An 18,609-nucleotide genomic window follows, 5' to 3' on the forward strand; every position below is an offset into this window, starting at 1 on the left:
TTGCTGAAGCTTCTGGGCGACAAGCCGCTTGGCGCACGCGACGCGCCCGCCGTCGAACGTGTGCTCACCTCCGACCCGGTCGCCATGTGCATGGTGGCCGCACGTTTCGAAACGCACGGGATCAATCCGCGCCTGCTCGGCGGGGAGCTGTGGACGGCCCGTGACCCGGCGTCGTCCCTGTGCTTCTCCGGCGCCAACCTGATTCCCCTGAGCGGTTCGTCGGAGGATCTCGACTATTTCTCCGATCGCGCCGTCGCCGCGCCGCGGGCCTGTTCGTCCATCGTCGGCCGGGCCGAGCTCGTCCTGCAGATGTGGGAGCAGATCGAACCCGTCTGGGGTCCGGCGCGCGAGGTCCGGCCGGTGCAGCCTCTCCTGGCGCTCTCGTCGTGTCCGGCGGTTCCGGCCGATCCGCAGGTGCGGCTCGTGACCCTCGACGACCTCGACGCCTACATGCCGGCGGCGGTGGACATGTTCATCGGTGAGGTCGGGGTCGACCCGACCGCAGGCGACGGCGGTCGGTCCTACCGCCGACGGCTCGCCTCGCTTGTCTCCGCGCAGCGGGTGTTTGCCCGCTTCGACGGTCCCGACGTCGTGTTCAAGGCCGAGATCGGTTCGCTGTCACGGCGCGTCGGACAGATCCAGGGGGTCTGGGTCTCACCCGACCGCCGCGGTGAGGGCCTGGGACTCGGTGGTACCGCCGCGGTCGCCGAGGCGGTCGCCGCCCACGGGCGCATCCCGAGTCTGTACGTCAACAGTTTCAACGTCACCGCGCGGGCGGTGTACGAGCGGATCGGCTTCGCCGAGGTCGGGACCTTCGCGACCGTCCTCGTCGACTGACATCCCGCCGCGAACCCGTTCGGCCGGGGAGTTACCGCGTGGCGTCCCGGGAATGCGTGACGGGCGGCCATAGACTCGACCGCGATGTGGCGCATGCGAACTCGATGGACCCCGGCGGTGATCGTCGCGCTGTGTGCTGCCGTGACGGTTGCGACCGTCGGCTGCTCGGCGTCGGAGGACGACGGCCCGCGTCGCGCTGCGGAGCGCTTTCTGTCGGCCTACGCCGACCATGAGGTCGGGGCGGCGGCCGGCCTGACCGACAACCCGGAGATCGCCGAGGCCGCGATGCAGTCGGCCTGGACGGGACTGGCGGCCGAAGCGCTCGACTCGCGCGCCGGACGCGTCCGCGTCACCGGCGACACCGCCGAGGTCGAGGTCGGCTACACCTGGGCACTCCCGCGCGGACGCACCTGGAACTACGACGCGACGCTGCGGATGGGTCGCTCGGACAGCGGATGGGCGGTCCGCTGGTCGTCGACGAACATCCACCCCAAACTCGGTGCCGATCAACGACTCTCGCTGCAGATCATCGAGGCGCCGCGCGCCACGGTGAACGAATCCGACGGCTCCGAGGTGATGGTCAACGGCAGCGTCGTCGGCGTCAACTTCGATCCGACGGCGGCGACCGAGCAGGGCGCGTCGGTCGCGGAATCGGTGACCGCCGCGGTCGCGGTGCTGCGTCGGTTCACACCCTCGCTCGACGAACAGGCCATCGCCGAACAGGTCACCGCGAGCGGTCAGCAATACCCCCTCGCGAGGCTCTCGCATGCGCAGTTCGACCGTCTCCGGGATCAGCTGGCCATCCCGGGTGTGGTGACCAACGAGCAGGCGGAGCTGGTGGCGAAAGACCCACGGTTCGCCCCCGCCCTGCTGTCGGAGGTCAAGAAGGTCGTCGACACCGAGGTCGCCGGACGTGCGGGCTGGCGGGTGGTCACGGTGAACCCCAACGGCCTCGACGCCGACGTCCTCGCCGATCACGACGCGGACCCGTCACCGGCGGTGTCGTTGAGTCTGTCGCGAACCGTCCAGAACGCGGCACAGCGGGCGGTCGACGCCACCAACCGCTTCCAGATCGCGATGGTCGCCGTGCAACCATCCACCGGTCGCATCCTCGCGGTCGCGCAGAACAACGCCGCCGACGCGCAGGGACCGATCGCCACGACGGGTCTGTACCCGCCGGGTTCGACCTTCAAGATGGTCACCGCGGCAGCCGCGATCAACCGCAAGATGGCGACCCCGGACACGACCGTCGGGTGCCCCGGCGCGATTCAGATAGGCCCGCGACTGATCCCGAACTACGACGGGTTCTCGTTGGGCGCCGTGTCGATGCTGCGGGCCTTCGCACAGTCCTGCAACACCACATTCGCGAAACTCGCCAGCGAGATGGGACCCTCCGACCTCGCGCACGCCGCGGCCGCGATGGGTATCGGTCAGCAGTACGAGATCGCCGGCCTCGACGCGGTGTCCGGATCGGTGCCGATCGAGAACGAACTGGTCGCCCGCAGCGAGGACGGCTTCGGTCAGGGCAAGGTCCTCGTGTCGCCGCTGGGGCTCGCACTCGTCGCGGCGACCGTCGCGAACGGCTCGAAAGCCCCGGTGCCGCAGCTGATCCTCGACAAACCGACCAAGGTCGAGGGGCCCCAGCCCACGATGAGCCCCGACGTGTACCGACAACTGCGCCCGATGATGCGCGCGGTCATCACCAGCGGCACGGCGTCGGTGATCGACGGACAGGGCGCCGTCTTCGGCAAGACCGGTGAGGCGGAGTTCGACGGCGGGTCGCACGCCTGGTTCGCCGGTTACCGCGGCGACATCGCCTTCGCCACCCTCGTGGTCCGCGGCGGCGACTCCAACAATGCGGTGGCCGTGACGCGCGACTTCTTCGGCGGCCTCGGACCCGGGTACGCCATCCGGTCGGTGTCCTAGCGATCTGGGTCGTAGCGATCCGGGTTCCTGCGGCCGGGGTTTCTAGCGGACGGGCAGGATCACCTGACGTCCGGCGTGGTCGATGACCTCCACCGGGTGATCGTAGGTGCGCGTGAGCAACTCGACCGTCATCACCTCGCGCGTGGGTCCGAGCGCCAGCAGCTCGCCGTCCTTCATCACCGCCACCCGGTCGGCGTAGGCGGCGGCCAGGGTCAGGTCGTGCACCACGAGCAACACCGCGTTGCCCGCGTCGCGATGGACGCGCAGGATGTCGAGCACCTGCTCCTGGTGGTGGATGTCGAGTGCCGCGGTCGGTTCGTCGAGCATCATCACCGGGGTGTCCTGCGCGAGCGCGCGGGCCAGCGACACCCGTGCCTGCTGTCCGCCGGAGAGCTGACCGAACGGGCGATCGGCGATCTCCTCGAGCTCGCAGAGGGCCATCGCGTCGGCGATCACCGCGGGCGAGTCGGCGGCGCGCGGGGTGCGAAGCCACGGGAACCGTCCCATCGCCACCACCTGCGCGACGGTGAACGGCGTGTCCACCCGGTTGAGCTGGGTCACCAGGGACCGGTGCCGGGCCAGTTCGCGGGTCGACGTCGACGCGACGTCGTGACCGTCGACATGCACCCGACCGCGATGCGGCGTCCGCGTGCCCGACAGCGCGGAGAGAAGCGTCGACTTGCCGCACCCGTTGGGTCCGACCAGGGCGACCAGCTCGCCCGGATGCACCTCGAGCGACACGTCGCGCACCACATCGCGTCCGCCCAGGCGCACATGCACCCCGTCGGCGCGGATTCCCGGTGTCGCAGCCGTGTCGGTCACCTGGTTCACCACCCCGCACCTGCGTGACGGCTCCGGCGCAGCAGGATGAAGAACACGGGCCCGCCGATCAGCGAGGTGAACATCCCGAGCGGCAGATCGGCGTCGCCGAGCATGGTGCGGGCCGCCAGGTCCGCGCCGGTGATGACGAGCGCGCCGCCGATCACACTGGTAGGCAGCAGGATCGCGTGACGTGGGCCGACGATGAGGCGCATGACGTGCGGCACCACCAGACCCACGAAGGCGATGATCCCGGCGAAGGCGACGGCCGCCGCGGTGAGGACAGCGGTGAGGACGATCGCCTGCCTGCGCACCGCCTCGACGTTGACCCCCAGCGACGCGGCCTGGATGTCGCCGAGTGCGAGCAGGTCGAGTTTGTGCACGAGGAACAGGCAGGCGGCGACACCGGCGACGACGAGTGGCGCCACCACCCAAATCTCGCTCCACGTGCGCCCGGCCAGTGACCCGAGCTGCCAGAAGATGATCTGTTCGCGCGCGGCGGTGGTCGCGACGAAGGTGAGGAACGCGATGATCCCGGCCGCGAAGGCGTTGACGGCGATCCCGGTGAGGACCAGCATGATCGCCGACGACGATCCGTCCCGAAGCGACAGCAGGTAGACGGCGGCGGCGGTCACGAGGCCGAAGACGAACGCCGCCCCCGCCAGTGCCCAGTTGCCCGCCGCGCCACCGGCTCCAGCGGTTCCGCCGGCGAGCACGATCATCAGGCAGGCGCCGACCGCCGCGCCCGAGGACACCCCGATGATGCCGGGTTCGGCGAGAGGGTTGGCGAGGACGCCCTGCAGGAGGCATCCCGCGGCGCCGAGTGCGGCACCGACGAACAGGCCCAGCACGATGCGTGGGAACCGCACGTTCCACAGCGCCCCTTCGCCGTTCGGGTGCGCGGGCAGCGGCCCGAGATCGAGATGGAAATGGTGGGCGATGCTGCCCAGCACCTCCAGCGGGGGCACGGACACCTTGCCCGACCCGGCCGAGACGATGACCAGGACGAGGGTCGCGACCACCATCGTCACCACGACCGCGGTGTCGCGGACGCGATGTGCGGTGGCGGAGGGGGACGGGTTCGCGACCGCGGGGGTCGCCGGTCCGGTGCGGGTGGTGGGGGAGCTCACGTGTAGATCGACCTCGCGAGCGCCGACAGGACCTGTCCGACGTCCGGCCCGAAGGCGAGGATCTGACTCTCGTCCATCTGGACGACCCGGCGGTTGCGTCCCGCCTCGGTGTCGGCGACACCCGGGAGCGTCAGCACGCCGTCGGGTCCGCCGACGGTGGCCGCCCCCTGCGTCATGACGATGATCACGTCGGGGTCGGCGGTGATCATCGCCTCGGCGCTGATCGCGGTGAAGGCTCCGGTGAGGTCTGCGGCGGCCCCGGCATCCCGCCCGCCGAGCGTCTCGATCAAATCGTCGGCGCCGGAGCCCGGACCGGCGAGGAGCAGGAGGTTGCGACCGCGGATGTACAGGAAGGCCATCGTCGGATCGCCCGACGGATCGGGGACCAGCTCGCGCGCCGCCGAGATCTGGGCGCCGGTCCGCGCCACGAGCTTCTCGCCCTCGTCGCGGACACCGAGCGCCGCGGCAACCGAACGGATCAGCGCGTCGTTGGTCTCGAGGTTGCGGATCGCCGGGAACACGACGACCTCGACGCCGGAGTCGCGGATCTGGTCGACGGCGGTCGTGGGCACCGTCGATTCGCTGACGAGCAGGACGGTCGGAGCGAGGGCGAGGACGGACTCGGCGTTGAGGCTGTGCCCGCGGTTGGTGACCACGGGAAGTGATGCCGCCGAGGGGAACGCCGTAGACGTGTCCCGGCCGACCACCCGGGATCCGAGTCCGAGTGCGAAGACCGTGTTGCCGAGGGTCCCGTTGATGTCGACCGCGATGATGCGGGCGGCGTCGGTGACGGTCACGTCGCCGTAGCGCAGGGAACGAACCGTCGACGGCAGCCGCGGGACGGGATCGTCGGCGACGGGCGTGATGTCGGAGTCGGGCAGCGTGGCGGTCTGGGGGCCGCTGCGCAGGTGAGCACCGGGGGAATGCCGTTCCTGTTCGATGGGTGTCACGAAACATGCGGACACACTCAGGGCGGTGAACATCACCACCAGCAGCGCCCACGACCGTCTCCGACGGGCTCTGAACCCTCCGCTGCCCACAGGGCACCTCCCTCGGCTCGGCGTCGTCCGCGCGGCGGCCGGTCCCGGCCTGCGCACCGACGCGCCCACCGGCGAGCTTAGTGGGGCCTTACCCGGTGCCCGCCCACGGGCCTCGCGCCGATCGGCAGCGATAGTCTGGTCGCATGCCAGTTCGCAGTGCCCTGACCCCTGGGATCGTGTCGCCCGTCCGATCCGTACCCGAGTCCATCGAGCGCCCCGAATACGTGTGGAAGCCCACGGTCAACGAGGGCCACGAGCCGTGGGTGCAGACCCCCGAGACGATCGAGAAGATGCGCATCGCGAGCAAGATCGCGGCCAACGCGCTCGCCGAGGCAGGCAAGGCGGTCGCTCCCGGTGTGACCACCGACGAGCTCGACGCCATCGCCCACGAGTACATGATCGACCACGGTGCCTACCCGTCGACGCTGGGCTACAAGGACTTTCCCAAGTCGTGCTGCACATCGCTCAACGAGGTCATCTGCCACGGCATCCCGGATTCGACCGTGATCTCCGACGGCGACATCGTGAACATCGACGTCACCGCCTACATCCACGGCGTCCACGGAGACACCAACGCGACGTTCCTCGCGGGAGACGTCGAGCAGGAGGCGCGCGACCTCGTCGAGCGCACCCGCACGGCGACCGAACGGGCCATCAAGGCGGTCAAACCCGGTCGTGAGCTGAACGTGATCGGCCGCGTGATCGAGTCGTACGCAAATCGCTTCGGCTACACGGTCGTTCGCGATTTCACCGGGCACGGCATCGGTGAGACCTTCCACAACGGACTGATCGTGCTGCACTACGACGAACCGAACGTCGACACGGTGCTCGAACCCGGGATGGTGTTCACCATCGAGCCGATGATCAATCTGGGCGGCCTCCCGTGGGAGATGTGGGACGACGGATGGACCGTCGTGACGGCCGACCGTCGCTGGACCGCGCAATTCGAGCACACGCTGGTGGTCACCGAGGACGGCGCCGAGGTCCTCACGCTGCCCGACAACTGATCAACGGCCCTCGATCCCGGACAGGCGCGGGGCGGCGACTCAGGCGGGGAACCGGACCGGTTGCGGTTCGCTGCTCGCGGTCGTGGTGCCGTTGCCGAGCTGGCCGTTGCCGTTGAGACCCCAGCAGTACATGTCGTCGTCGCCGGCCACCGCGCAGACATTCGCCGATCCGGTGGTGATCTGCGTGACACGGGACAGTCCGTTCACCCGGTCCGGGCCCTTGTCCGGCAGCTGGCTGCGCGATCCCCAGCAATACGCGGAACCGCCTGCCGCGGCGCAACCCCCGTAGGCGGCTGTCGACACCTCGGTGGCACCACGGACGTCGATCCTGGTCGGGGTGCGTCGTGGCTGTTCGGTACCGTCACCCAGCTGACCTGAACTGTTCTGGCCCCAGCAGAACACCCCGCCCCCGCCCGCGACCGCGCAGGTGGAGTAGAGGCTGGTGCTGATCGACGTGGGTGCGGTCAGGCCGAGGACGCGTGTCGGAGTCGAGCGATCGATGGTGGTCCCGTCGCCGATCTGGCCGTCGCGGTTGCCGCCCCAGCAGTACGCCGAACCCGAGGCGATCGCGCACGACGTGGTGTGCGACGTCGAGATCGCCGTCACGTCGGACAAACCGGTGACGCGCGTCGGGACGTCGACGGTGCCCGTGCTGCCGTTGCCGACCTGCCCGTTGGCGTTGTTACGCCAGCAGTAGGCGTCGCCGTCGCTGATGGCGCAGATCGTCAGACCCACCGACACGGCGGACACCTGCGACAACCCGGCCACCTTCGTGGGTAGCGGGACGTTCTGTCCGGGCCCGCCGATCCCATAACCCCAGCAGTAGAGGTCTCCGCGACTGATCGCGCAGGTGGTGCCGAGACCGCCCATGCTCACGGCCGAGACGTCGGAGATCCCGTCGACCTGTGTCGGCCTGGGACGGTCGGTGGTGGTGCCGTCACCGAGGGTGCCGCGCTCGTTGCCGCCCCAGCAGAACAGTTCACCGGCTCGGACCGCGCAGGTGCTGTCGCCGCTGGACGCGATCGAGTCGAAGTCCCCGGCTGCGCCCGGCCCGCCGCTCGGACTGCTGGAACCCGGGGGCGACGAACCGGCCACCGGGGAGGTCGCGGGATCGGACCCTGAACCGCTGAGCGCGACCGCGGTGCCCACCACGGCGGCGACGAGGACGATGACACCGACCACGGCCGCTGCGATCCATGCCGTCCGGGCACTGGAACCGCGGCCCGGACCGCCACCCGGGCCGTTCGGGCTCGCCGGATACATGTTCTGCGGCGGCATCGGTGGTCCGCCCGGAGCGTATGCCGGGTGGGGAGTGAACTGGCCCTGGGCCGCCGGACGATGGACCGTCGCCGGGAACGGCTGCTGGTGTGGTGGTTGCGGACCGACCGGCCGGAGGGGTGGCGTCTGGTGCGCCGGAGTGGGCGCGGGAGCCGTCGCGACCCAGCCCTCGGGGGTGTTCGGGGCGTCGGCCGGGCGTCGACCGTGCGGACCGAAGGGGCCGGTCTCGACCGCCCGTGCCAGCGTCGCGGCGAACTCCGAACACGACGCGAACCGGTCGGCGGGCCGTTTGGCGAGGGCGCGCGCGAACACCGGGTCGAGGTGGGCGAGCTCGGGCCGGTGCACCGACACCCGCGGGGGCGGTGTGTTCACGTGGCCGGCGATGAGCGCCATCGGCGTCTGGCCGGGGAACGGCTGCTGCCCGGTGAGCACCTGAAAGGCCGTGCAGGCCAGGGCGTACTGATCCGACGCCGGGATGGCGGCCTCGCCGGTGAGGATCTCCGGCGCGGCATAGGCGAGGGTGCCGACGAACAGGTTGGTCGCGGTCATCTTCGCGCCGTCCATGAGCCGGGCGATCCCGAAGTCGAGCACCGTGACCCGGGTGATCCGACCGTCGGCGTCGCGGGCGATGACGATGTTCGCGGGCTTGATGTCGCGGTGGATGACGCGTTGGGCGTGGGCGTAGTCCAGGGCGTCGGCGACCCGGCCCACGATCGTCACCACGTCCTCGACCGGGAGCGGGGAGGCCCCGTTGAGGTCCTGACCCTCGAGGTAGGTCATCGAGAACCAGGGACTGCCGTTCTCCACGCCGTGCGTGTAGACGGTGACGATGCCCGGGTGGTCGAGGGCCGCTGCCGTGCGGGCCTCGTTGCGGAATCGCTCGTCGAAGCTGGGGTCGGCGGGATTGGGCGAGATGATCTTGAGGGCCTCGCGCCTGCCCAGGGTGGGATGTTCGACCAACCACACCTGGCCCATGCCGCCGCGTCCGAGCAAGGAGAGGACGCGGTACCCGGCGAAGACCGATCCGGGCTCCACGACCTGCACGCTGACGACCCCCTCGGTAACGAACTTCGAGCGGCAGCCGTGACTGCCGATGGGGTCACTGTAGCCAGACGGGTGCGCGCGCGAGTCGAACGGTGCGTCGTGTGAACGACGCCACTGCGGCGGGGCCCGCTCCGGCGGGGTCGTGAGGCGGTCGCCACTAGTCTGTCGAGGTGGACGATCTCGGCGGCGCGATGCTCGTGGGCGGTACCAGCAGTGATGCCGGCAAGAGCCTGATCGTCGCCGGACTGTGTCGGGCACTGAGCCGTACCGGGGTGCGGGTGGCACCGTTCAAGGCGCAGAACATGTCCAACAACTCCGTGGTCACCTTGGACGGAGGCGAGATCGGGCGGGCACAGGCGTTGCAGGCCTTCGCCTGTGGGCTCGAGCCGTCCACCCGCTTCAATCCCGTCCTGCTCAAGCCGGGCAGTGACCGGCGATCGCACGTCGTCCTGCGCGGGCGTCCCGCCGGTGACGTCGGTGCCGCCGACTACATGCGGTGGCGTTCCCGATTGGGGCGGGTCGTCGCCGATGAGCTGGCCGGGCTGCGGCGCGACTTCGACGTCGTGATCTGTGAGGGCGCCGGTTCGGTGGCCGAGATCAACCTCCGCGCCAACGACATCGCCAATCTCGGTCTGGCACAGGCGGCTCGACTACCGGTGTTGCTGGTCACCGACATCGACCGCGGCGGGTCGCTGGCGCACCTCTTCGGGACCACGGCTGTTCTCGACGAGGAGGATCAGCAACTGATCGCCGGGTACGTCGTCAACAAGTTCCGTGGTGACCCGTCGATCCTCGAACCCGGGCTCCGACAGCTCGAGGACATGACGGGGCGGCCGACGCTGGGTGTCGTCCCGTTCGCCGACGACCTGTGGCTCGACGCCGAGGACTCCCTCGCCACTCCGGTGGGACGCCGGGTCGGGCCGGCCCCTGGCGTCGCCGGACCCGCGGAGGTGGCGGGGGACAGACTGCGGGTCGCCGCCATCAGGCTGCCGCGCATCTCCAACTCCACCGACGTCGAATCGCTGGCATGCGAGCCCGGCGTGGACGTCACCTGGGTCGACGACCCGGCCACCGTGGCGGCCGCCGACCTCGTGGTCCTGCCCGGCACCCGCGCGACCGTCTCGGATCTGGACTGGATGCGCGGCCGGGGACTGGATGGGGCGCTGCGGTCCCGCGCTGCCCGCGGGCTGCCGATCATCGCGATCTGCGGGGGATTCCAGATGCTCGGGCGCACCCTCGACGACTCGGTGGAATCCGGCCGCGGCCGAGTATCCGGCCTGGGGTTGCTGGACGTCGACATCGAGTTTCGTGCGGAGAAGACCCTGCGTCAGGTCACCGGCGTCTCGCGCGGAACGGGCGGTACGACGACGAGCGGGTGTGCGATCAGCGGCTATGAGATCCATCACGGCCAGGTGACACGATCGGCGGAGGCCGCCTGGATCGACGACGACCGGTTCGGCCCCGAGGGGGCGGTGCGTGGTGTGGTGCGCGGCACGCATTGGCATGGCCTGCTGGCGTGCAACGAGTTCCGGCGTCGACTGCTCTCCGACGTCGCCGCCGAGGCCGGGGTGCGCGGATTCCGGGTCGCCCCGGACACCGACGTCGACGCGGTCCGCCGGCGGCAGGTCGACCAGATGGCCGACCTCGTCTCCGAACACCTCGACCTCGACGCGGTGATGAGGCTGATCGACGGCGGGCCGCCTGCGACCGCACCGATCATCCGCCACCGGCTCGACACTCGGTAGCCGGCTGCTTACGGGCGGCAGGCGTTATCGTGGGCCAATGAGTGAAGTTCCCTCCCCGGCGCCGGGAGCGCAGCGAGCGGGCCCGATGTCACCGGCGCCGGGAGCGCAGCGAGCGGGCCTGATGTCACAGGTCGCCGTCGGCGAGCTGACTTTCGATGTCCGGATCGGGGGTCCCGAGACCGGCCCGTGGGTGCTGCTGCTGCACGGCTTCCCGGTCGACGGGCGTTGTTACGACGAGGTCGTGCCGCGTCTGCACGAGTCGGGTCTGCGCACGCTCGTCATCGATCAGCGCGGCTACAGTCCGGGAGCGCGGCCGGGCGAGGTGGCCGACTATCACCTCAGGCACCTTGTGTCCGACGTCATCGGTGTCCTGGACGCGCTCGGCGTCGGCTACGCGATCCTGGTCGGCCACGACTGGGGCGGCATCCTCGCGTGGCATCTCGCGGCCAAGTATCCGGACCGGTTCACCGGTCTGGTGGTGGCCAGTACCGGGCATCCGTCGGCGATGCGCGATGCGCTTGTCGGCACCGATCAGCGTGAACGGTCGTCGTACATCCTCGATTTCGTCGCGGACGGGGCCGAGGAGAAGCTCCTTGCCGACGACGGGGCGGTACTGCGTGCCGCCGGCGTCACCGCGGACGAACTCGCGCCCCTGCGCGAACCGGGTGCGTTGACCGCGGCCCTCAACTGGTACCGGGCGAATTTCGTCGGCGATATCAAGGGCACCATGGCCTGCCCGCCGGTCGAGATACCCACGACGCTGCTGTGGAGTGACGCCGACGCCGCGCTCGGGCGCGAGCAGGCGCAGGGGAGCGGCCGCTATGTCTATTCCGACTTCCGTTTCTGCGAACTCGCCGGCGTCGACCACTGGATCCCGCAGAACGCAGCACGGGCCCTGGCCAGCGAGATCGCGCTGCGTTCCAGCGTGTTCTAGTCCGGCCTAGTCCAACTCGAGTCCCAGCAACGCGTTCTCCAGGACCTCGGGCATCGCCGGGTGGATCCAGTACTGGCCGCGCGCCAGTTCGCGCGCGGTCTGGCCGAAGTGCATGGCCTGGATCACCGGCTGGATGACGGTCGGCGCCTGCGGGCCGATCAGGTGCGCGCCGAGGATCTTCCCGGTGCCGCGTTCGGCGATCAGCTTGCAGAATCCGGTGGTGTCCTCCATCGCCCAGCCGTAGGCGACATCGCCGTAGGCCTGGACCTTGACCGCGATGTCGAGGCCGGCGTCGCGCGCCTGTTCCTCGGTGAGTCCGACCGAGGCGATCTGCGGATGGGTGAACACCGCGGCCGGCACGTAGCGGTGGTCGAAGGACTCGAGATCGGCTGCGTCCCAACCTTTCAGCAGGTTGGCCTGAACCACCCGCTGTTCGTGGTTGGCGACGTGCTTGAGCTGGTGGGGGGAGCTCACGTCGCCCAGCGTCCACACCCCGTGCGCGGCGGTACGGCCGTGGGCGTCGCACACGACACGGCCCTCGTCGTCGAGTTCGATGCCGACAGAGTCGAGGTTGAGGCGGTCTCCGTTCGGCCGGCGTCCGGTGGCGACGAGCAGGGCGTCGGCGTCGAGAGTTGTGCCGTCGGACAGCTCGACCCGTACTCCGCCGCCGGGGAGGTCCTGCGCGCCGGTGACGGTGGTCTCGAGGTGGACGTCCCACTTCTCCTGCGCCACCTGGCTGAAGCGGTTGGAGATGTCGGCGTCCTGTTTGCGCAGCAACGCCGGACCGCGCGCGATGATCGACACGTGCGAGCCGAGTGCGCCGAAGACGTGGGCGAATTCGGCTGCGATGTAACCGCTTCCGAGGATGACGAGGCGTTCGGGGAGCTCCGGGAGCCGCATGACGTCGTTGTTGGTGTAGTACCGGACCCCGGAGTCGGTGACGGCCGACGGGACGACGGCGCGCGAGCCCGCGGCGATCACCACCTCCGAGGCGAGGACGGTGTCGCCGTCGCGGGTGACGAGACGTAGGCGGCCCTCGTCGTCGCGGCCGTCGAATTCGACGTGTGAGTCGTAGACGGTGATGTTGTCGCACCGGTCCACCCGGTACTCCTTGCCGCCGGCCGACAGCGGGTCGATGCGCCCGAAGACGCGCTCGACGATGCCCGGCCAGTCCACCGAGTCGACCTTGGCGTGCACTCCGAGACGCGCTCCGTGCGTGGCGATCTCGGCGACCTCCGCGGCGTACACGAACATCTTGGTCGGGATGCAGCCGACGTTGAGGCAGGTGCCGCCGTAGATGCTCTCCTCGAAGATCGCGAGCGTCTTGTCCGCGAAGCGGTCGTCCGGGATGGCGTTGCCGCTGCCCGAGCCGATGATGGCCAGGTCGACGACCTGCGTGGCGGTCATAGGGGATTCTCGCTTCCGGTTGTGGACTGGGTGTTCGTCGACTGGGTGTTCGCCGTCTGGTTGTTCGTCGACTGGTTGTTCGCCGTCTGGTTGTTCGCCGATTGGGTGGGTGTGGATCGGGATCCGGCTACGGGCGCAAGAACCCGGGTCAGCCAGTCGTCGACCTCACGGTAGGCCTGCTCGCGGGCGTGCGTGACGGAGAGGAAGACATCGTGTCGTGCGTCGGGGACGGGCACCGCGGTGACGCGGTCGCCGAGGCACCCACTCCACCGCGCGATCTGGGTGACGTCGAGGACCGCGTCCGCGTGATCGGTCGACGACGAGTACGTGCGCGCGAAATGTGTCTTGTCCGAACGCAACACGAGCGCGGGGACGCCGACGTCGATGCCGCGGTGCAGATGTCGCTGGCCGCTGCGCACGGCGTCGAGGAAACCGAAGGTGACCGGGAACCCGCCCAGCGGCTTGACCTCGAGGTCGTAGTTCCACTCGCCGTGCGCGCTGTCGTGCAGACTCTCGCCGTAGGCCTGCGAGAGTTCCTTGGGTATGACCCGCATCGGCGCGACCGCGGCGACCGCCTTGATGAGCATGGTGACCGGCAGGGTGCGCAGCACCGCATCGCCCTGCAGGTCGAACCACGGTGAGTTGAGCAGGAGACCGTCGACCGCACGGTGCAGCGCAGGCCGGCGTTGCCGCAGACGGTCGAGCCACAGGGACGTGACGAGTCCGCCGGTCGAGTGCCCGGCGATCACGACCCGGCAGTCGGCACCCACCTCGTCGAGGATGATCTCGAGCGCCCGCCCGAGCTCCTCGTCGTATGCGGCGAGATCGGTGGTGAAGTGCGGTGTGTGGTGCGGTTGCAGCGACCGCCCGCATTTGCGCAGGTCGATGGCGTAGAACGCGTAGCCGCGATCGACGAAGAAGTCGGCGAGGGGTTCGTGGAAGAAATAGTCGGTGAAACCGTGGACGTAGAGCACCGCGCCACGAGCGGGCACGGTGTCGGCCCTGCGTATGAGGGTCGCCGAGATCGGCGACTGGCCGTCCGGATCGGGGCCGAGGGGGAGGGTGCGTTGCCGGTAGCCGTCGAGGAATCGATCGGGCCGCCACTCGGCGGCTGCGGGTGCGCTCACGCCTGCCAGCTTAATGATCGGGCGCGACGGGGTGGGGTGTCGCGCAGCCCACAGTTGCGCAGGTCGATTCTGTCCGCGGACGTGCCATGCTGGACAATGACTGTTGAGAAAGACCGGGCGAGAAGTGCCCGGTCGAGAAGTGGCCATCCGGGACGGCGTGCCGCGACGAACACACGTCACAGTGTCCCACCAGGTGAAGTGGAGTCCAGGTGTCGAAAACGGTGATCAAGACCGATGTCGCGTTGGTGGGTGCGGGAATCATGAGCGCCACCCTCGGAGCCCTGCTGCGACAGCTTCAGCCCGACTGGTCGATCAGCCTGTTCGAGCACCTCGACGCAGCCGCCGCCGAGAGCAGTGATCCGTGGAACAACGCGGGGACCGGGCACTCGGCGCTGTGCGAGCTCAACTACACGCCGAAGACGGCCGACGGTGGCATCAACATCGACAAGGCGCTCAACATCAACGAGCAGTTCCAGGTGTCGCGCCAGTTCTGGGCGCACGCCGTCGACAACGGCATCCTGGGCGACCCGTCGGAGTTCATCAACCCCATCCCGCACGTCGCCTTCACCCACGGGGTCGACGGACACGAGTACCTCCGCAAGCGGTACGACAGCCTCGCCACCCAGACCTTGTTCGAGGGCATGGAGTTCATCGACGACCCGGCCGAGTTCACCGCGCGTCTGCCGCTGATGTCCGACGGCCGGGATTTCGGCGAGAAGGTGGCCCTCAACTGGTTCGACGAGGGCACCGACGTCGACTTCGGCGCACTCACACAGCAGCTGATCAACTACGTCGCCCAGGGCGCCGACATCTACTTCGGCCACTCGGTGACCAATCTCTCCAAGCAGTCCGACGGCAGCTGGATCGCGAAGGTCCGCAACCGCCGCACCGGCGACAAGCTGACCGTGCACGCGAAGTTCGTCTTCGTCGGCGCAGGCGGTGGCGCGCTGCACCTGCTGCAGAAGTCGGGCATCAAGGAGGCCAAGGGCTTCGGCGGGTTCCCGGTCTCGGGCGAGTTCTTCCGGTGCACCAACCCCGACCTCGTCGCCGAACACCAGGCCAAGGTCTACGGTCAGGCCGCGGTGGGTGCGCCCCCGATGTCGGTGCCCCACCTCGACACGCGCGTCATCAACCACAAGCCGGGCCTGCTCTTCGGCCCGTATGCCGGCTGGTCGCCGAAGTTCCTCAAGAGCGGCAAGATCACCGACCTGCCCTTCTCGATCAAGCCCGGAAACCTGCTGCCGATGGTGTCGATCGCGCCGAAGGAGTTCGGTCTGCTGAAGTACCTCATCAGCGAGCTCGCCGCCGGCCCGGCGGACCGTGTGAAGACGCTGTCGGAGTTCGTGCCGCGCGCTCTCGGCGCCGACTGGGAGCTGATCACCGCAGGCCAGCGCGTCCAGGTCATCCGCAAGACCGGCGTCGGCGGGCAACTCGAGTTCGGCACGGCCGTCGTCGCCTCCGCGGACGGCACCATGGCGGGTCTGCTCGGCGCCTCACCGGGCGCCTCGACCGCCGTGCCTGCGATGCTGTCGGTGCTCGAACAGTGCTTCCCCTCCGAATATGCCGGTTGGTCGTCGAAGCTGGGCGCGATCATCCCGTCCTTCGGCCAGAAGCTGAACGGCAACCGCGACCTCTACCAGCAGATCTGGGACTGGACCAACAAGTCGCTGCAGCTGACCGGCCGGAACGCCGACAGTGTCGAGGCCGGCGCGCTGGCCCCGGCCACCGCGGGCTGATCCGCGCGGGATGAAGTTCCGCGGCCTTGTGTGCTAACCACGACACATGATCTCCGAACCGCGGGTGCACCGCAGCCAGGCCGCCGATCTCGACGCCGCGACGCTGTATCGGATTCTGCGGCTGCGGGTGGAGGTCTTCGTGGTGGAGCAGGCCTGCCCGTACCCGGAACTCGACGGTCGTGATCTGGAGCCGGCCACGCGCCTGTTCTGGATCACCGACGGGGGCGACCCGCCGGACGTCGCGGATGAGGCGGGAGTGGTCCTGGCGACGCTGCGACTGCTCGAAGAGCCCCAGGCCGCCGACGGCGAGCAGGTCTTCCGGATCGGGCGGGTGTGCACAGAACGCAACCACCGCGGTCGCGGCCTGGTCGCGAGACTGATGACCGAGGCGCTGGCCGAGGTCGGTGACCGCGCGTGCCGGATCGAGGCGCAGACCTACCTCACCGAGATGTACGGCAAGTTCGGTTTCGTCCGCGACGGCGACGACTACCTCGAAGACGGGATTCCCCACGTGTCGATGCTCCGCCCGGGATCACGATGACCGCGGCCCAGGATGCGCCGCGCTACCCCTTCAGCGCGGTCGTCGGACAGCATCAGCTCAAACTCGCGCTCATCCTCTCGGCGATCTCCCCGGGCATCGGCGGCGTCCTGATCCGCGGCGAGAAGGGCACCGCCAAGTCGACCATCGTGCGGGGGCTGGGTCCCCTGCTCGCCGGTACGCCGGGACAGAGCGCGGGACGGGTGGTCGAACTGCCGATCGGCGCCACCGAGGACCGGGTGATCGGATCACTGGACCTGACATCGGTCCTCCGGGACGGCCGTGCCGAGTTCACCCCCGGCCTGCTCGCGCAGGCTCACCGGGGCGTGCTCTACATCGACGAGGTCAATCTGCTCGCCGACCATCTCGTCGACGTCCTGCTCGACGCCGCCGCGAGCGGACGCGTCACGGTCGAGCGTGACGGAGTATCCCATACGCAGGCAGCTGATTTCGTACTCGTCGGCACCATGAACCCCGAGGAAGGGGAGCTCCGGCCCCAATTGCTCGACCGCTTCGGGCTGGCCGTCGACGTGGCTGCCGGGCGCGAGATCGACGAACGCGTCGAGGTGGTGCGCCGCCGCATGTCCTTCGACGCCGACCCCGCGTCCTTCGTCGACGGTCACCTCGACGCCGAACGCGATCTGACGCGACGGATCGCAGCCGCGCGTGCCGCGGTCGACGAGGTCTCGCTGCCCGATCGGGAGATGCGCCGGATCGCCGGTATCTGTGCACACCTCGACGTCGACGGCCTCCGCGGTGACATCGTGGTCGCGCGGACAGCCGTCGCGCACGCCGCGTGGCGAGGCGCGGACTCCGTCGAGGAGGTGGACGTGCGCGCAGCCGTCGAGCTGGCGCTGCCGCACCGTCGGCGCCGCAACCCGTTCGACGAGTCGGGGCTGTCCTCCGATCAGCTCGACGACGCCATGGCAGCCGGGGACGACGCCGCCGGACCCGGTGCCCCCGACGATCCCGGCCCCCCCGACGATCCCGGACCCCCTGACGATCCCGGCCCTCCCGAGGGTGACCCGCCGGGTGACGGTCGCCGGCCACAGACGCTCGACCCGTCCGAATCCGGTCCCGCCGAATCCGGTTCCACCGAATCAGGGTCCACCCCGCCCGACGCCGATCAACCCGCCGAGCCCGAGCCACAGGGCGCGCCGTCGTCGCAGAGTGCGCCCGGTCCGGCGTTCGGTTCGGTGCCCGTGACCGGTGGCCGCCGGATGCAGGCACTTCGCCTCGACGGAGTCGGGGAGGGGGACCCGGGTCGTCGCTCGAAGGCGCGCAGCCGGCGCGGGCACACCACCCACGCCGTCGACTTCGACGCCGGGCGTCCGGTCCACCTGTTCGGCACGATCCTCGCGGCGGCCGGGCGATCTGTCGGCCGGACCCCCGGCGGGACGTCCGCCCCGGTGCGGATCGCCGCCGCCGACCTCCGCTCGGCGCAACGGATCGGGCAGGAATCCAATCTCGTCGTCTTCGTCGTGGACCTGAGCGGTTCGATGACCGCCCGGCGCCGCCTTGCCGCGGTGTCCGAGTTGTGCGTGGAGATGCTGCGCGACTCCTACACCCGTCGCGATCGGGTCGCCGTCGTCGTGGCACGGGGCTCGGCCGCGACGCTGGCGGTCCCACCCACCAAGTCGGTCGATATCGCGGTCCGCCGGCTCTCCGAGATCCGGACCGGCGGTCGGACGCCGTTGGGCGAGGGTCTGCAACTGGCCGCCGACGTCGTGCAGCGGTGCCGGCGCGCCGAACCGGACCGGCGGCCGCTGCTCGTCGTGCTCACCGACGGTCGCGCCACCTCCGGCCGGGATGCCTCCGGACGCGATGCCATGGCGCGGGCGCGCGCCGCAGCGGGGGAGATCCGCCGCCGGGGTATCGAGTCCGTGGTCGTCGACTGCGAGCAGGGCATGGTGCGTCTCGGTCTCGCCCGCGACCTCGCCGCCCACCTCGGCGGCGACCTGATCCCGATGGACGAACTGTCCATGACCGCCCTCACCGCGTCGGGCCCGCACCCGGCACGCGGCGCGGCCTGACCCCGACC

At 69.9% G+C, this 18,609-nt stretch carries 14 protein-coding genes; 8 read left to right on the forward strand and 6 right to left on the reverse strand.

Annotated features, from left to right (window positions below; all coding sequences use genetic code 11):
• The gene (locus ACSUZC_RS10115; protein WP_439032659.1) at positions 1-837 is read left to right on the forward strand and encodes a GNAT family N-acetyltransferase; all 837 of its coding nucleotides are present in this window, start codon (positions 1-3) and stop codon (positions 835-837) included.
• 84 nt (positions 838-921) lie between these two features.
• Positions 922-2,763 carry a penicillin-binding transpeptidase domain-containing protein gene (locus tag ACSUZC_RS10120; RefSeq protein ID WP_439032660.1) on the forward strand — a complete coding sequence of 614 codons (1,842 nt, stop codon included), beginning with the start codon at positions 922-924 and terminating at the stop codon, positions 2,761-2,763.
• A gap of 42 nt (positions 2,764-2,805) precedes the next feature.
• On the opposite strand, the gene ACSUZC_RS10125 is transcribed toward ACSUZC_RS10120, so the two are convergent.
• From ACSUZC_RS10125 to ACSUZC_RS10135, 3 genes are read right to left on the reverse strand one after another with little or no spacing between them, the layout of a single operon-like run.
• Entirely contained in the window at positions 2,806-3,585 is a 780-nt protein-coding gene (locus ACSUZC_RS10125; RefSeq protein ID WP_439032661.1) for a heme ABC transporter ATP-binding protein, read from the reverse strand.
• Positions 3,586-3,590: 5 nt separating this feature from the next.
• Positions 3,591-4,712: a FecCD family ABC transporter permease gene (locus tag ACSUZC_RS10130; RefSeq protein WP_439032662.1), complete on the reverse strand. Its 1,122-nt coding sequence runs from the start codon at positions 4,710-4,712 to the stop codon at positions 3,591-3,593.
• Entirely contained in the window at positions 4,709-5,695 is a 987-nt protein-coding gene (locus ACSUZC_RS10135; protein WP_439033072.1) for a heme/hemin ABC transporter substrate-binding protein, read from the reverse strand. The genes ACSUZC_RS10130 and ACSUZC_RS10135 overlap by 4 nt, the downstream gene beginning before the upstream one ends.
• 200 nt (positions 5,696-5,895) lie before the next feature.
• Here ACSUZC_RS10135 and map point away from each other — a divergent pair, with 200 nt between their 5' ends.
• Positions 5,896-6,759, forward strand: a complete 864-nt coding sequence (map, locus tag ACSUZC_RS10140; protein ID WP_439032663.1) for a type I methionyl aminopeptidase — start codon at positions 5,896-5,898, stop codon at positions 6,757-6,759.
• Positions 6,760-6,798: 39 nt separating this feature from the next.
• Here the strand turns inward: map and ACSUZC_RS10145 are convergent, their stop codons facing one another.
• A complete protein-coding gene (locus ACSUZC_RS10145; protein ID WP_439032664.1) occupies positions 6,799-9,081 on the reverse strand; it encodes a protein kinase domain-containing protein in 2,283 nt (760 codons plus the stop codon).
• A 191-nt stretch (positions 9,082-9,272) separates the two neighbouring features.
• Between ACSUZC_RS10145 and ACSUZC_RS10150 the strand changes: the two genes are divergently transcribed.
• Together ACSUZC_RS10150 and ACSUZC_RS10155 are read left to right on the forward strand one after the other, a co-directional pair.
• The gene (locus tag ACSUZC_RS10150) at positions 9,273-10,826 is read left to right on the forward strand and encodes a cobyric acid synthase (RefSeq protein ID WP_439033073.1); all 1,554 of its coding nucleotides are present in this window, start codon (positions 9,273-9,275) and stop codon (positions 10,824-10,826) included.
• A 121-nt stretch (positions 10,827-10,947) separates the two neighbouring features.
• A complete protein-coding gene (locus ACSUZC_RS10155) occupies positions 10,948-11,760 on the forward strand; it encodes an alpha/beta fold hydrolase (RefSeq protein ID WP_439033074.1) in 813 nt (270 codons plus the stop codon).
• 6 nt (positions 11,761-11,766) lie between these two features.
• On the opposite strand, the gene mtr is transcribed toward ACSUZC_RS10155, so the two are convergent.
• On the reverse strand, positions 11,767-13,167 hold the full coding sequence (gene mtr, locus ACSUZC_RS10160) for a mycothione reductase (RefSeq protein WP_439032665.1): 1,401 nt from the start codon (positions 13,165-13,167) through the stop codon (positions 11,767-11,769).
• Positions 13,164-14,303 carry an alpha/beta hydrolase gene (locus ACSUZC_RS10165; protein ID WP_439033075.1) on the reverse strand — a complete coding sequence of 380 codons (1,140 nt, stop codon included), beginning with the start codon at positions 14,301-14,303 and terminating at the stop codon, positions 13,164-13,166. The genes mtr and ACSUZC_RS10165 overlap by 4 nt, the downstream gene beginning before the upstream one ends.
• A 200-nt stretch (positions 14,304-14,503) precedes the next feature.
• Between ACSUZC_RS10165 and mqo the strand changes: the two genes are divergently transcribed.
• Genes mqo through ACSUZC_RS10180 form a run of 3 tightly spaced genes read left to right on the forward strand, consistent with a single transcriptional unit; the run spans position 14,504 to position 18,601 of the window.
• Positions 14,504-16,030 carry a malate dehydrogenase (quinone) gene (mqo, locus tag ACSUZC_RS10170; protein WP_439032666.1) on the forward strand — a complete coding sequence of 509 codons (1,527 nt, stop codon included), beginning with the start codon at positions 14,504-14,506 and terminating at the stop codon, positions 16,028-16,030.
• Between the two features lie 46 nt (positions 16,031-16,076).
• Positions 16,077-16,571, forward strand: a complete 495-nt coding sequence (locus ACSUZC_RS10175) for a GNAT family N-acetyltransferase (protein WP_439032667.1) — start codon at positions 16,077-16,079, stop codon at positions 16,569-16,571.
• Positions 16,568-18,601, forward strand: coding sequence for a VWA domain-containing protein (locus tag ACSUZC_RS10180; RefSeq protein ID WP_439032668.1), 2,034 nt, complete (start codon positions 16,568-16,570; stop codon positions 18,599-18,601). The genes ACSUZC_RS10175 and ACSUZC_RS10180 overlap by 4 nt, the downstream gene beginning before the upstream one ends.
• Positions 18,602-18,609: the final 8 nt, after the last annotated feature.

It is taken from the genome of Gordonia terrae (assembly GCF_051789125.1).
Classification (GTDB): Bacteria; Actinomycetota; Actinomycetes; order Mycobacteriales; family Mycobacteriaceae; genus Gordonia; species Gordonia terrae_A.